The sequence below is a fragment of the Halomonas sp. PAMB 3232 genome (assembly GCF_031954225.1).
GTDB lineage: Bacteria > Pseudomonadota > Gammaproteobacteria > Pseudomonadales > Halomonadaceae > Vreelandella.
On the sequence record NZ_CP134865.1, the window covers coordinates 2,944,724 to 2,958,943 of the forward strand.

At 54.6% G+C, this 14,220-nt stretch carries 12 protein-coding genes; 5 read left to right on the forward strand and 7 right to left on the reverse strand.

What is annotated here, in order from left to right; all coding sequences use genetic code 11:
• Nucleotides 1-22: 22 nt before the first annotated feature.
• The 4 genes from ggt to RN346_RS13485 form a co-directional block, all read right to left on the reverse strand.
• Entirely contained in the window at nt 23-1,627 is a 1,605-nt protein-coding gene (ggt, locus tag RN346_RS13470) for a gamma-glutamyltransferase (RefSeq protein ID WP_311961408.1), read from the reverse strand.
• A gap of 24 nt (nt 1,628-1,651) precedes the next feature.
• Nucleotides 1,652-2,932, reverse strand: a complete 1,281-nt coding sequence (locus RN346_RS13475; RefSeq protein WP_311961409.1) for a TRAP transporter large permease — start codon at nt 2,930-2,932, stop codon at nt 1,652-1,654.
• Between the two features lie 4 nt (nt 2,933-2,936).
• Nucleotides 2,937-3,440, reverse strand: a complete 504-nt coding sequence (locus RN346_RS13480; protein ID WP_263586318.1) for a TRAP transporter small permease — start codon at nt 3,438-3,440, stop codon at nt 2,937-2,939.
• Between the two features lie 76 nt (nt 3,441-3,516).
• On the reverse strand, nt 3,517-4,527 hold the full coding sequence (locus RN346_RS13485; protein WP_263586317.1) for a TRAP transporter substrate-binding protein: 1,011 nt from the start codon (nt 4,525-4,527) through the stop codon (nt 3,517-3,519).
• 329 nt (nt 4,528-4,856) lie between these two features.
• Between RN346_RS13485 and RN346_RS13490 the strand changes: the two genes are divergently transcribed.
• The 3 genes from RN346_RS13490 to RN346_RS13500 all read left to right on the forward strand — a co-directional run bounded on the left by RN346_RS13490 (nt 4,857) and on the right by RN346_RS13500 (nt 6,944).
• A complete protein-coding gene (locus tag RN346_RS13490) occupies nt 4,857-5,255 on the forward strand; it encodes a GFA family protein (RefSeq protein ID WP_263586316.1) in 399 nt (132 codons plus the stop codon).
• Nucleotides 5,256-5,434: 179 nt separating this feature from the next.
• Nucleotides 5,435-5,692 carry a helix-turn-helix transcriptional regulator gene (locus RN346_RS13495; RefSeq protein ID WP_263586315.1) on the forward strand — a complete coding sequence of 86 codons (258 nt, stop codon included), beginning with the start codon at nt 5,435-5,437 and terminating at the stop codon, nt 5,690-5,692.
• Nucleotides 5,682-6,944, forward strand: coding sequence for a type II toxin-antitoxin system HipA family toxin (locus RN346_RS13500; protein WP_311961410.1), 1,263 nt, complete (start codon nt 5,682-5,684; stop codon nt 6,942-6,944). The genes RN346_RS13495 and RN346_RS13500 overlap by 11 nt, the downstream gene beginning before the upstream one ends.
• A gap of 85 nt (nt 6,945-7,029) precedes the next feature.
• Here RN346_RS13500 and RN346_RS13505 read toward each other — a convergent pair whose 3' ends face one another.
• Nucleotides 7,030-8,163 (reverse strand): Fic family protein, encoded by a 1,134-nt coding sequence (locus RN346_RS13505; protein WP_311961411.1) that lies wholly within the window; start codon nt 8,161-8,163, stop codon nt 7,030-7,032.
• 257 nt (nt 8,164-8,420) lie between these two features.
• Between RN346_RS13505 and RN346_RS13510 the strand changes: the two genes are divergently transcribed.
• Both RN346_RS13510 and RN346_RS17070 read left to right on the forward strand, forming a co-directional pair.
• Nucleotides 8,421-9,311, forward strand: a complete 891-nt coding sequence (locus RN346_RS13510) for a pseudouridine synthase (RefSeq protein WP_311961413.1) — start codon at nt 8,421-8,423, stop codon at nt 9,309-9,311.
• A gap of 120 nt (nt 9,312-9,431) precedes the next feature.
• Nucleotides 9,432-9,551, forward strand: coding sequence for a HipA domain-containing protein (locus RN346_RS17070; protein ID WP_409335766.1), 120 nt, complete (start codon nt 9,432-9,434; stop codon nt 9,549-9,551).
• 941 nt (nt 9,552-10,492) lie between these two features.
• Here RN346_RS17070 and RN346_RS13515 read toward each other — a convergent pair.
• A complete protein-coding gene (locus tag RN346_RS13515; protein WP_311961414.1) occupies nt 10,493-12,448 on the reverse strand; it encodes an NB-ARC domain-containing protein in 1,956 nt (651 codons plus the stop codon).
• 117 nt (nt 12,449-12,565) lie between these two features.
• Nucleotides 12,566-14,143: a glutamine-hydrolyzing GMP synthase gene (gene guaA / locus RN346_RS13520; protein ID WP_311961415.1), complete on the reverse strand. Its 1,578-nt coding sequence runs from the start codon at nt 14,141-14,143 to the stop codon at nt 12,566-12,568.
• Nucleotides 14,144-14,220: the final 77 nt, after the last annotated feature.

Genomic DNA, 14,220 nt, shown 5'->3' on the forward strand with positions numbered 1-14,220 from the left:
TGTTCTCTTGTGGTGTCTCACGCTATTGCCCTAACGCGATGCCATCGCTGCGCGGGTCGTGGGCTGCATAAAGCCCTTTTGAGGGGTCAATAAGCACTGCCCCAGGGTGGCCGGCCAGCGCGCTCTGAGCGGGTAGCGGGCTGACCTGGTGACCACGACGGGAAAGCTCTGCAAAGACCGCCTCCCCCGCGTCCTCTTCCAGTTTCAACGTATCACGTCCGTCGGAAAACGTGCGCCCTAAAAGAAAACGCGGTTTTTTCAGCGCGGTGAGCGGGTCCAGGCCGTAATCGATCAGGCGGGTCAGCACCGCCGCTAGGGTTTGCGGCTGGCCATCCGCCCCTTGGGTGCCATACAGCAGGCGCGGCTTACCATCGACGCGGTACATGCCCGGGTTCAGAGTATGAAAAGGCCGCTTACCCGGTGCCAGCGCGTTGGGATGAGATGGATCCGTGTTGAACGCCGCCCCCCGGTTGTGCCACAAAATGCCCGTATCGCCCACGCTGACGCCGCTGCCCCAGTCATAGTAGATCGTCTGCAGCATTGAAACGGCGTTGCCAAAACGGTCCGAAGCGGCCAGGTACACCGTATCACCATGCTGGTAAGCGTGGGGCCACGCCAGCGCGTTGTCTGCCTCAATATGGGTGGCCTGCGCATCGAGATAACGTGGCGAAAGCAGCTCTTCGAAGGGTATCGATGCAAAATCCGGGTCGCCCAAGTGGGCGTTTCGATCCAGAAAGGCGCGCTTCACTGCCTCGACCAGCAGATGGTAATAGTCCGCGCTTCCCTCTTCGATGCCGGCAAAATCGAAACGCTCGAGAATACCCATGATCTCCAGCGTGGTCATGCCTTGGGTAGGCGGGCGGTGGGCCAGCAGCTCGCCGCCCCGGTAAGGTATAGAGAGCGGCGACTCGACTCGCGCCCGCGTTGCCGCCAGGTCCTGAGCCGTCAACGGAGAGCCTGCCGCCGCCAGCCCGGCGGCAATCTTCGCGCCCAGTTCGCCTTCGTAGAAATCCCGGTAGCCATGGGCGGCCATCGAGCGCAGCGACGCGGCCAGCGCCGGCTGGCGCAGAATATCACCCGGCTCGGGCATTTTGCCTTCCGCCATGAATAGCGCCTGTACGCCGGGCATCGTCGCCATCTCGTCACGCCTGAAATCGAGCCAGAAGCGCTGCGAGGGCGTGACCTCAAAGCCCTGCTCGGCAAGCTCGATGGCAGGCGCCAGCAAGGCCTGCCAGCTCATCCGACCGCCACAGTGTTGATGCGAGATATCGTGGGCTTGGCCCCATGTGTCTACCGTGGCCGCCGTGGTCAAGAGTGACCCCGGCCCTCTAGCGGGTAGCGCGCCATCGTGCTCGAACTTGGCTTGGGGCGCCTGGCCAATGCCGGAGAGCGTGCGCACCCCGCCTTGGGCGTCGGCGATGATCATGAAGGCGTCGCCGCCCAGGCCGGTAAAATGCGGGTAGGTCACCGACAGGCAAGCGCCCATGGTGATCGCCGCCTCGACGGCGTTGCCCCCTTGGCGCAATACCTCGCGCCCGGCTCGGGTGGCGAGGGTGTGCGGGCTCGTCACCACGCCTTCCTGGGAGTGCGCCAAAGCGCCTGGGGCCGTGTTCGGGGAAGTTGCCACTATCGTCATCCTTGTTTCAGGCGTTTAGCCGCCGTACACCATATTGGGAAGCCACATGCTGACCGCAGGGAGGTAGGTCAGCAGCAGCAAGGCGATGAGCGCGATGCCGATAAAGGGCAGCGCCCCGCGCACCGTCTGCATGTAATCGACACCCTCAAGCGTCCCCGCGACGAACAGGTTGAGCCCGAACGGCGGCGTGAACATGCCGATCGCCCCATTCACGGTGAGCACCGCCCCCAGGTGGACCGGATCAATACCGATGCGCGTGCCCACCGCGTAAAACAGCGGCCCGAGGATCACCATGATCGAGGAAGCATCCAAGAACATGCCAGCAATCAACACCGTCACGTTGATCAGCAAAAAGATGTGGTAGGGGTTCTCAGAGAGCGACAGGATGGTATTGGCAAGCTGGGTGGCCAAGCCATTACTGGTCAGAAACCAGGCCAGTACCGAGGCCGCCGCGAGAATGATCATCACTTGTGCGGTCGTGGTCGCCGCGTCGACCATGCTCTGAAACAGCTCCTTGACGCTTTTCTCGCGGTAAATCAGCGCCGCGACCAGTAACGCGTAGACCACTGACACCGCGGCGGCCTCGGTGGGCGTGAAGATACCCAGATAAATACCGCCCAGCACGACGACGGGCACACCAAGCCCCCAGGAGGCGTCTTTCAGCCCGGCCAGCACCTCGCGCCAACTGGGTGGATCCATCGGGGCGACGCCATCTTTTTTAGCGCGATACCAGCAGTACGGTAGCAAGCACGCGGCGTATAAAAGCCCCGCGCCCACCCCCGCCATGAACAGCGCGCCCACCGACACCCCGGTGACCGCCGCGTAAACGATCATCACCACCGAAGGCGGGATGATAATGCCAAGCGAGCCGGAGGAGACCAGCAAACCAATCGAGAACGGCCCGGAGTACCCCTCCTTACGCATCGCCGGGTAGAGCAGTGATCCCACCGCAACCACCGTCGCGGGGCTGGAGCCGGAAATGGCGCCGAAGAACATGCTCGACGACACCGCCGTCATCCCCATGCCTCCGGTAAAGCGCCCCACCAGCAAATTGGCGAAGCGGATGATGCGCTGTGAAAGCCCACCAGCACTCATCAGGCTACCGGTCAGGATGAAAAACGGAATCGCCATGAGCGGAAACTTGTCCAGCCCCGCGAACAGCCGTTCGACGACGATGGCCAGCGGAATGTGGCTAAAGCTGCTCATCGTCGCCATGACCGAGCCGGCCAGGGCGATAAAGATCGGCGCCCCCACCAGCATCAACGCCGCCAACAGCGCTAAAAAAGTGATAACCATGGGCTCATCCAATCTGATCGAGGTGGGCGCTGGCCTGCCGGCGGCCGAGCAAAGCGCGGAAGAAATGCTGGGTAAAGCGAATGCCCATTAACAAGGCCCCTACGGGAATGGCCAGTTGCACGACCCACATGGGCGCCTGCAATGCCGAGCTTACCTGGCCGAACCGGTGGGTCTGCTCGGTGAGTTCGATACCGTAGAACACCAGAAAGGCGCAGAAGCCAATCGAGATCGCGTGCACCAGCAGTTCCAGAGCCCGCGCAATGGGCGGTGGGCTGAAGCGGCGTAGAATATCGATGCCGATATGAATGCCTTGCCGGGCGGCAACGCTGGCGCCCAGCAGCACCATCCAGACAATCTGGTAGCGCACCAACTCCTCCGCCCAGGAGAACCCAAAATTGAACACGTAGCGGGCCACCACGTTGGCAAAGAGGATGAGCGCGGCGGAGAGAATTAGCAGGCCGATCACGACCTCCTCGCTGCGCGACAGCCAGGCATCAAGTTTGCGCATGGCGCACTCCCAATCAGGACACTGCAAGGAAAAGAGAGCCAGCGGGATACCCGGCCGGCCCTCCCAAGAAGGAACGTTATTCTGCGCTGGCAATCGCTTGCTGGAACTCATCCATCAGATCGGCGCCGATTTCGCTGGCGAAGGCCTCGTGCACTGAGGCGGTCGCCTCACGAAACGCCGCCAGTTGCTCGTCATCGAGGGAGCTTACGTTGGTGCCACTGGCTTCGATGGTAGCGATGTAGCCCTCTTCGCGACGGGCGGTTTCTTCGCGCTGGAACGTGGTGGCTTCGCGCGCAACCTCGGTCAACAGCGCTTGGTCGTCCTCGCTCAGGCCATCGAACCAGCGCTGGCTGAACAGGAACGCGTAGCCCAGATACGCATGGTTGCTAATGACCACGTCCGATTGCACTTCGAAAAACCGCATCTGGGTAATCGACACCAACGGGTTCTCCTGGCAATCCACTACGCGCTGCTGCAAGGCGTTGTAGGTTTCCCCGAAGGCGATGGGCACCGGGTTGGCGCCCATTGCGCTGAACTGCTCCATGATGATGGGGCTCTGCATCACCCGTACCTTCTGGCCTTCGAAGCTCTCTGGCCCTTCAATCGCGTGGTTACAGGTGAACTGCTTGAAGCCACTCTCCCAGAACGTCACCCCTTTTAGCCCCACCTGCTCGGTGGTGGCGAGCAGATCGTCACCGGCTTGGCCGTCCAGCACGGTGTGCGCGACTTCCGGAGAAGGAAATAAAAACGGCAGGTCGACGATCTGCATGGCCGGCACGAAGCCCGAGAGCTTGGCGGTCGGGATGATGGCGGCTTCTACCGCGCCCATCTGCATTTGCTGGGTCACCTCGACATCGTCGCCCAGCGTATTGTTGGGAAAGAGCTGCACGGTGATCTCGCCGTTGCTGCGCTCCTCAATGGCCTGCTTGAAGCGCTCCGCTGCCAAATGCTGAGCACTGTCTTCTGGCAGGTCGTGGTGAAACTTCAGGTGTGTATTGGCGCTTGCAGTGCCGGCAAGGGTCAAAGCGCCCAGTGCCACGCTATAAGCAAGTACTTTAAGTTTGGCGTTGTTGAGTTGCGTTTTCATGGTGAGACCCTCTGCCAAGGCGCTGGTAGATGTAGCGCTCTACGTTGGTTGAGTTAAGTAACTGTTTACTTACCTCAGTACTTAGCAAGGATCGTGCCATGCCCGAGAAAGCCGTATTTCGTGGGCTTGATCGCATTCATAAGCCATTTCGTCGCACCATATATGTGCCTTAAGCACGAAGGTGGTGCGACGATGGGTAAATTTTCGCCAATATAAGGTTTTTATCTGGCTCGTAGGGTAGTGACCGTATGCTTCAAGCCTTTTCTTTAGGTGTACTCTCGGCTCACAAGATAGAGTCGAACTCAAGATACGTCTTACGGAGATGAGGAATGAAGCAACTAACCGGTGGCTGCTTGTGCGGCAAGGTGCGATTCGAAGCGCGTGGCGAACCGCAGAGTGTAGGCACCTGCCACTGCATGGATTGCCGCAAACACCACGGTGCGCTTTTCTACGCGGCGGCGGATTACCCTAGGAAAGCGGTCGTGATCGAAGGCGAGCCCGCCTGCTACCAGGGGCGCTACTTCTGCGCGACCTGCGGCTCATCACTGTTTTCGATCAGCGAGCATGAAATCGAGATACACCTTGGTGCCCTCGATGCACCGAACCAATTAAAGCCGACCTACGAGCTTTGGAATATTCGCCGTGAAGATTGGCTACCGCCCTTCCCTGACGTTGAGCGCCATGATCGGGACCGGAATCGAGCACATGTGCCACGCGGTAAGCTTTGAAATATGCCACGTGGGATCAACGCACTTGGAGATGCTTTCTAGCTTCAATTACCGAACGGTAATTTTTTAAAAGACCTTATCGCGTCTTTTCCATAAAATTACCGATCGGTAACTAGGTGGTGGCTACCTACCAAAAACAAACCTATAATTACCGAACGGTAATCAAAAGCAGGCTCTCCATGTCGACCGATAATGCCACCGCCCCTACAATCATTCGTCAAAGCGAAGAGCTGGGCCAACTGGTTCGCCAAATGCGCAATGAACAAGGCTTGTTGCAGATGGATCTGGCGGGCCTTGCCGGTACCGGCAACCGATTCATCGTTGACTTGGAGCGAGGAAAGCCCACCCTCCAGCTGCAAAAGGTGCTGGATGTATTGGACTTAATGGGGCTAGAGGTGGTCGTGAAGCGCAAAGGATCTAATCGCCATGGCGAGTGACGCCGTCCTGACGCTTTATCAAGGCGAGAGGCTCGTCGGGTGGCTATTTAATACGCATCCACTGCGTTTTGAGTACGCCCCGGCATGGCGTGAGCAATCTGACGCAGTGAGTCTCTCACCTTCACTGCCGCTTTCGCCGCTCGTTCACGAAGGCGATAGCGTACTGACCTATTTCGAGAATCTGTTACCGGAAGGCGACCTGCGCCACCAGCTGGAACTTCGCCACCACACCACCACCGTTTTTGGGCTATTGAACGCCATTGGCGGTGATACGGCCAGCGGCTTCACCCTGCTATCACCCAATGAATCACCCGTTTTACCCCATTATACGCCCACTCGTTGGGCGACCGTGGCGGCGCATCTACAAGCGCGCACCCAAGGCGCGTTATTTACACAACACGATAACGAGCCGCGTATCTCGCTCGCGGGGGCACAAAACAAGCTACTGCTGATGGTCATGCCGGATGGAAGTCCTGCCATACCGGAAGGCTCGGCCCCTTCCAGTCATATTCTCAAACCCGACATTCAAGGCTTGAAAGGTGTGTGGGCAACGGCGCTCAACGAAACGTTCTGCATGCAGCTGGCCGCAGAACTTGGGCTCGATGCGGCTGAGACGAGCTACCAGCCTTACACCCGCGCTTGTCTGGTGCGCCGGTATGATCGTAGGATTGATGCCCAAGGCAGTTTGCAGCGCCTGCACCAGCTCGATTTTTGCCAGCTCGCCGGCACGCCCTCAACCATTAAATACGAAAGTGACGGCGGCCCAGGCCTGGTTCGCTGCCGTGAGCTCTTGCAGCAACAGGGCGCACCGGCTAAAGACATGCAGCGGTTGATCGGCTGGCTCTTCTTCAACCTGTTGATTGGCAATAACGATAGCCATGCCAAGAACCTCGCCACTCTTTACACCGCTGATGGGCCACGGCTGGCACCGTTCTACGACTTGATGTGCACCACGCTTTACAGCGGCCTTTCGAGCCGTTTTGCCATGAGCATCAGCGGTGAAGACCGCCCCGGCCACATCGAGCGTTCACACCTCGAAGCATTGGCCCGCGCGCTGCGCTTTCAGCCACGTTACTTTTTGAAGCAAGGGCTCGAACTGGCCGAGCGAATGCCGCAAGCCATCGACGCAACAGTCGCCTCTCTGAGTCATGTAGCGGGTAAAGGAACCGAACAGACGTTGCTGGAACGGCTACAACGGCGGCTGTCAGGCAACTGCCGGAAAATGACGCAGCGGTGGGTTGGCAAGCGATGAGCATGGCGCTCGCTGATCGGAAGATGTGGCGGCGATAAAGCCCATCCGTTGAACTCGATATCAACCATCCTGTTTTGGCTAGCCCTTACAGCGCGCTCGCAAGGGTTGGCTCGAACGGTATCGAGTAACGCGTACTACGCCCGCCCCCGGGCAGTTTGACGAGGCATCCCTTCTCCAGCAGTTCAGCCAGGTCCCGGGTAGCGGTGGCCTTGCTCACCTTCGCCAGCGACTGATACTTGCGCGCGTTGATGCCTTGCGCGAACTCCACGCCGGCCGTATCCAGCAAGCGGTTCAATACCTTGATCTGGCGTTCGTTTAGTACAGTGGTCGCATGGCGCTGCCAGAAGCGGGTTTTCTCGAGCACCCGGTCGATTCTCGATAGCGCCTGCTCGAGTGCTGCTTTTAATGTATCCAGAAACCACGCAAGCCAGGGCGTGATATCCAGGCCGCCCTTTTGCGTGCTCTCGAGGTGATCGTAGTACGCCTCCCGGCGCGCCATGATCGCTGCACTCAGCGAGTAAAAGCGCACCGACTGCCGCTCGGCCTGGGCCAGCGCCCTATCCGTGACCGCGCGCGTCAAGCGCCCGTTGCCGTCGTCAAAGGGATGCAGCGTGACCAACCAAAGGTGAGCAATGCCCGCACGAATGAGCGGGTCGAGGTTCTCCGGCGGCTGGTTGAACCAGGCCAGGAACGCATCCAGCTCTGCTTCGAGCTGACGCCGCGGCGGCGCCTCGAAATGAACGGTGGGCCGATCGATTCGCCCGGAAACGACCTGCATGGGCTGTTCACCGCGTAGCTCGCCCACCCGCACTTTATCGATCACGCCTGGCCCCTGTACGAAAAGAAGGGACTGCCAATGGCACAGCCGCTCAAGAGTGAGCGGTTGATCCGGGTAGTGCGTCGCTTGCAGCAGAAGCTCGATGAGCGCCTCGGATTCAGGCGTCGTTCTGCCAGGAACACCGGCCTGATCCACCCCTAACTGGCGAGCCACCGACGAGCGTACGGAGCCTACATCCAACCGCTCCCCTTCGATCTCACTGGTACGGATGGCGTTCTGAATGAGTGCATCCATTTCTACGCTTGCATCCGCATGCTCGGAGGCTGATTCCGTTCTTCCCACCACCCGGCCTTGCAGTAGCCTGAGTTCGTCCAGCATGGGGCGTAAAGTGGGTTCACTCCATTCAAACGATGGCCAACCCTTTCGCTCCCAAATATACATGAGCCGATTACCCCGTCTATTTGGATCAATAAATGAGCCGAATATAGCGTTTATTCGGCTCAAATTGCAAAGTGAGTACAGCAGCGTCACTCAGCGGCTCATGATGGACTCTGCTTTTATTGCGGGAACAATGTTGTGCCTGACACTACCGGACAACCCGGCTGACAGTAGAGTCACGCCTCGCCCGACACGACTCCCTCTCTCGGTTACACTAGCGCGACCGCCTCCCAGCCTCTTCCCAATCTGTGATGCATCCTATGTCCATTGCCCAACGCCCTTCGAAGCTGAGCCTGCCGCAGGTCAATCCCGGTGTGTCGACGGTACTTGAGTATCTGCTGCTCACGTTTCCAGCCATGGGTGAAGCGACATGGCGTGAGCGCATGGCCACCGGCAAGGTGCACCGCGATGACGGCAGCTGGATTACGCCGGCCTCATTCTTCAAGCCCCATCTTCGCGTGTTCTATTATCGCGAAGTAGAAAGCGAGCCGAGCATTCCCTTCGCCGAGCATATTGTCTATCGCGATGAGCACATTCTGGTGGCCTACAAACCGCACTTTCTGCCCGTCACGCCCGGCGGGCGCTACGTCAATGAGTGTCTGCAACAGCGCCTGCGACAAAGCACGGGGATCGAGGCGCTGCAGCCGGTGCATCGTCTGGATCGAGTGACGGCAGGACTGGTGCTTTGTTCGCTGAATCCCGAGACCCGCCCGCTGTATCACCAGCTGTTCAAGTCACGACAGATTCACAAGACCTATCAAGCCATCGCCGAGGTAGACGGCGATACGTCATGGGTAGGTCGAGCGTGGGAGGTCAAGAATCGCATCGAGCCAAGCGAGCAGCGCTTTCGCATGCGCATCAGCGAGGGCGACGCCAATAGCCACTCGGTGATCCGCTGCGTGCAACAAACCGACACGCAGGCGCTGTTCGAATTACACCCCGTCAGCGGGCGCCGCCACCAGCTGCGCCTGCACATGCAGTCACTTGGCTGGCCGATTTTGCATGACCGCTACTACCCGGTGCTGCATCCGCTCTCGCCGGATGATGTCACGCGGCCCTTGCAGCTGCTCTCCAAGGGGTTCGAGTTCACTGATCCCGTTACACACGAGCCTAAGTGCATTGAATACTGTGGTGACCTGACGCTTGAATAGCGCGGTGTTATCAATCTTCTATCCTTGGCTATCCGAAGCGCGTCTTAAGCCAGACCAGTTTCATCCCGGCTATTGCATGCTTAGCTGAACGACACCGGACTGATCCTCTACCGTAACCTTTTGAAGCAAAAAGACGCACCGGCTAAAGACCTGCAGCGGTTAATCGGCTGGCTCTTCTTCAACCTATTAATCGGCAGCAACGACAGCCACGCTAAGAACCTTGCCTTCCTCTATACCTAGGAAGGCCCTCGATTAGTGTCCTTCTACATCTTGATGAGCACGACCCATTACAGCGGCCTTTCAAACTGTTTTGCGCTGAGCCTCAATAGTGAGGATCGCCCCGGCCACATAGAGCGCTTGCACCTCAAAGCGCTGGCCCGCGCGCTAGACTTTCAGCTCCGCTAATTCGTAAAGCAAGGGTTTGAACCTGCGGAACACATGCTGAACGTATTGGCCGTGAACTCGCTACGCTAGGCCCTTTAGCGCGCAAAGAAAGCGAGCAAACATTACTCAAGCGGTTACGGAAACAACTTTTAACTAACTGTTGCAAAATGCCGCAATGATTGACCCGCTAACAAGATTAATTCAGCTTCTACCACGGCACCAACTGGGATATTGAAAAGTGCGTCGAATCCATCGCGCAGGAAACCGCGCTCTAGGGCATCGATTTTATTTTCCGAACTCGGCCCCACAACCACCTCTTTTGGGGGACGTGCTGAATCACACCGAGTCGATACACGAATATGAAGTTACATTAGTCGGTGAGCTTCGCTACGCGCTGGCCACGGGCGCGTTCATCATTAATAGCGATGCACTGAAAACCGTTAATGGCATCATTGAAGCTGCCGACATTGCAATGCCACCGCTACGCTTAACGCTAGACAGTACGGTCTATCACTCCATTCATTGAGCGCTTACGAATAAAATGCATGAACTAAGGACGAGCAAAGCGATGATGCTCGCGGACGATAGCGATGCGATTATCGAACAACCCGCACTAAGTCCACAAAGATATCGATGAGCCAATTGTTACCTTTATTTGGCTCATGAATCAATCATAATACGGGCAAATTTTAATGTTTGCCCGGCCCCATAATATAAAACGCGACTTGGCTTACTTTTACGCTATGACTTGCAAACCACACCGGCAAGAAGTTACGTTTAAACAATAATGCAAAAAACTAGATCAGGTCATCAATCCAGCTATCTAAAGAACTCTTTGACTCCTCAATAAGCGATACTTCTTTGCACGCCATCTCATGATTAATAATATATGGAATATTAATTAACAAAAACTCGTTAACAGCATTAAAGTTTTTCACCAAATTACAATCTGATCTCTTCTTATTATTTACCTTATAAATTTTATCTGTAGAAAAATTCTCCAAGAAATCTTTTCTCTTGCTTTCTCCATCTAATAGATTATCGCTTTTATAAAAAACATTTGGACAAACCTTTCTAACAATAGGAAGAATATTTAGGCCTTCACCACCTATGATATTCACTGCCGCAGTTATACGCTCATTTTCATCATCAGTTTCGATCGAAACAATTTTTAGAGAGCTCAAAAACTTAGCATCATCGCCATTATTACTAAAAACTTTATTTATAAATCTAGAGAAAGCCAGCTTTCCAGAGTTACTATCCCCAAAAATAAAAAACTCTATCTCAGAATCAAATGTTAAAGATTTTCTAATCTCCAGACTTTCTTTAGGAATAGACTTTGGCAACAACGCATATTCATCACCCTCAAAATATATAATAAAATCAGATAATACTTCTTTAACTATTGTCCTTTTAAACCCTTCTGTATCTTCATTGGAGTATATGTCAAAAAAATTATCCAACTCACCTGACGCACTTTCTCTATATAAAGAAAGGAGTAACTCTCTATTCTTATCTTTTGTATCCCTATATACAAATGATGCCGCAAAATACTCCATTAAAGATTTATGTGACCATCGCACTGACTGACCTTCTTTTTGAAACAATGGCACAGTTTCCGTCAAATCTTTTAAATAACTTTGCGAGGAGCAAGATATAAAGTCGATCTTTTCCACTATTTCATGAATTTTAGTTCTTAACTCATGCATCGAGAATTCAACTTTACCTTTTCTCAAACAGTAGAAGGCTAATCTTCTTAAAACAACTTCAAAATTAGATGAGTCTAAACCCGAATACTTTTCTCTAAAAAAACCTCCTTTACTAGTAGCATCATGATGATTGAAAAGTGCATCATATACATTGGCGTAAAATATGTGCTTTTGGTTCGGTATTTTCGACCTATGACGATAAACACTGAAAAGGAGACAAACGTAAAGTGGTGTAGTTAAAAACTCATCAATAGTACTATCCTTTTTTTGCTTTATTTCCTGTATTAAACGCTCAGCTATCTCAGGGTCTTTTGAAATTCTCTTAATAACTTCATAACTTTCATTTTTTTCAAGAGGACGTACATTAAAGGATGAAAACGAGTAAAAAATATTAGCTACATCTTCGTCTCGAGAAGTAATTAGAATTTTCTCCTCACTAAATCTTTCTGAAAACTCTAATATTTTTTTAGCAATACTTTGCTTATCTTTATGTGGAACCTCATCTAACCCATCAAAAATAAATGCGAATCCTAAATTTTTAATAAAATTTTCATCGATATCACTTTCGTTCAAACCGAACATCTTTAGAATTTGACCAAGAATGCTCTCATCTTTAAGGTTACGTAATTCAACAAAAATTGGAGTATATTTTCTCTGAAGCACCAAGTTCAGGAAAACTCTTTTAGAAATAGTAGTCTTACCCATGCCAGCACTATCTTTTATCAAGACTTTATTATTATGGTGAAATATATCTATAACGTCGTCAACTTTGTAGCTTTCGCCACCCTCTTCCGAGTTAATTGTTAAAGGAACATAGATATCTTCTATTTTCTTAAACTCACCAGGATAAACTATAGTATTGACACAAGAACATTTTTGATAGGAAGTTGCAAGAAAGTGCTCTGATGCTTTAATAAACTTTCGTTGATTAATTAAACGAGCACTCTTTTTAGAAACTCGATCAGCAATATTATCAATTATTGGAGCTGTTATTCTTTTACCTGCTTCTAGAAAAAAAGCATAACTATAAGTCTCTAAAGTCACAAAATATCTCCATCTATTTTAATTCTTAATAATTATCAAATAACATACCAAAAATTACATATGATGCAATATTAATAAGCCCGCTTTAATGCGGGCTTAAATAGCCTTCTCGCCTAGTTACTCCCACTCAATAGTAGCGGGCGGCTTACTAGAAACATCATAAGTCACCCGCGAAACCCCTTCCAGCTCATTGATCACCCGGTTGGACACCTTCTCCAGCAGCTCATACGGCAGGTGCGCCCAGCGGGCGGTCATGAAGTCGATGGTTTCGACGGCGCGTAGCGCGATGACCCATTCGTAGCGGCGGCCGTCGCCGACCACGCCGACGGACTTGACCGGCAGGAACACGGCGAAGGCCTGGCTGGTTTTCTCGTACCAGCCGGAGGCGCGCAGTTCTTCGATGAAGATGGCGTCGGCTTCACGCAGGATGTCGGCGTACTCTTTCTTCACTTCGCCCAGAATCCGCACGCCCAGGCCCGGCCCCGGGAAGGGGTGGCGGTAGACCATGTCGTAGGGCAAGCCGAGTTCGAGGCCGAGTTTGCGCACTTCGTCCTTGAACAGTTCGCGCAGCGGCTCGACGAGCTTGAGCTTCATGGTTTCCGGAAGCCCACCCACGTTGTGGTGGGATTTGATCACGTGCGCCTTGCCGGTTTTAGAAGCAGCAGATTCGATCACATCCGGGTAGATGGTGCCCTGGGCCAGAAACTCGACGCCTTCGATCTTGCTGGCCTCGTCGTCGAACACGTCGATGAAGGTGTTGCCGATGATCTTGCGCTTGGCTTCCGGGTCGTTTTCGCCCTTGAGCTTATCGAGGAACAGGTCCTCGGCGTCGACGCGGATCACCTTCACGCCCATGTGGCTGGCGAAGGTTTCCATTACCTGGTTGCCTTCGTCCTTGCGCAGCAGGCCGTTGTCGACGAACACGCAGGTGAGCTGGTCGCCAATCGCCTTGTGGAGAAGTGCCGCGACCACGGAAGAGTCCACACCGCCGGAGAGGCCGAGCAGCACGTGGCGGTCGCCCACCTGCTCGCGTACGCGCTGCACCTGGTCTTCGATGATCTGCGCCGGCGTCCAGAGCTTTTCAGACTTACAGATATCCAGCACGAAGTGCTCGAGGATGCGCTGGCCCTGCAGCGTGTGGGTCACTTCCGGGTGGAACTGCACGCCATAGAACTGCTTCTCTTCCCACACCATGGCGGCGATCGGGCAGCTCGGGGTCGAGGCGGTCACGGTGAACTCGGCAGGGGCCTGGGCCACCTTGTCGCCGTGGCTCATCCATACGTCCAGAAGCGCCTTGCCGGATTCAGCGTCCACGTGATCCTTGATGCCGTTGAACAGGGCGTTGTCCGAGTCGATCTGGATCTGGGCGTAGCCGAACTCGCGCTTTTGCGAGCCTTCCACCTTGCCGCCAAGCTGCTCGGCCATGGTCTGCATGCCGTAGCAAATGCCGAAGATCGGAAGGCCCATTTCGAACACGCACGCCGGGGCGCGCGGGGATTCGAGCTCGGTCACGGATTCCGGGCCGCCGGCGAGGATGATGCCGTTGGGGTTGTACTCGCGGATCTCCTCTTCGGTGATATCGAAGGCGCGCACTTCGGAATAGACGCCGATTTCGCGCACGCGGCGGGCGATCAGCTGGGTGTACTGGGAGCCGAAATCGAGGATCAGAATCTTGTGGGCGTGAATGTCGGTCATGGCGGTATCTCTCAAGCAGTGTAAGCGCGGCCGCGAAGGCTTTGATAAGGCTCTAAAAGCAAGCGACGGGCCAAGGC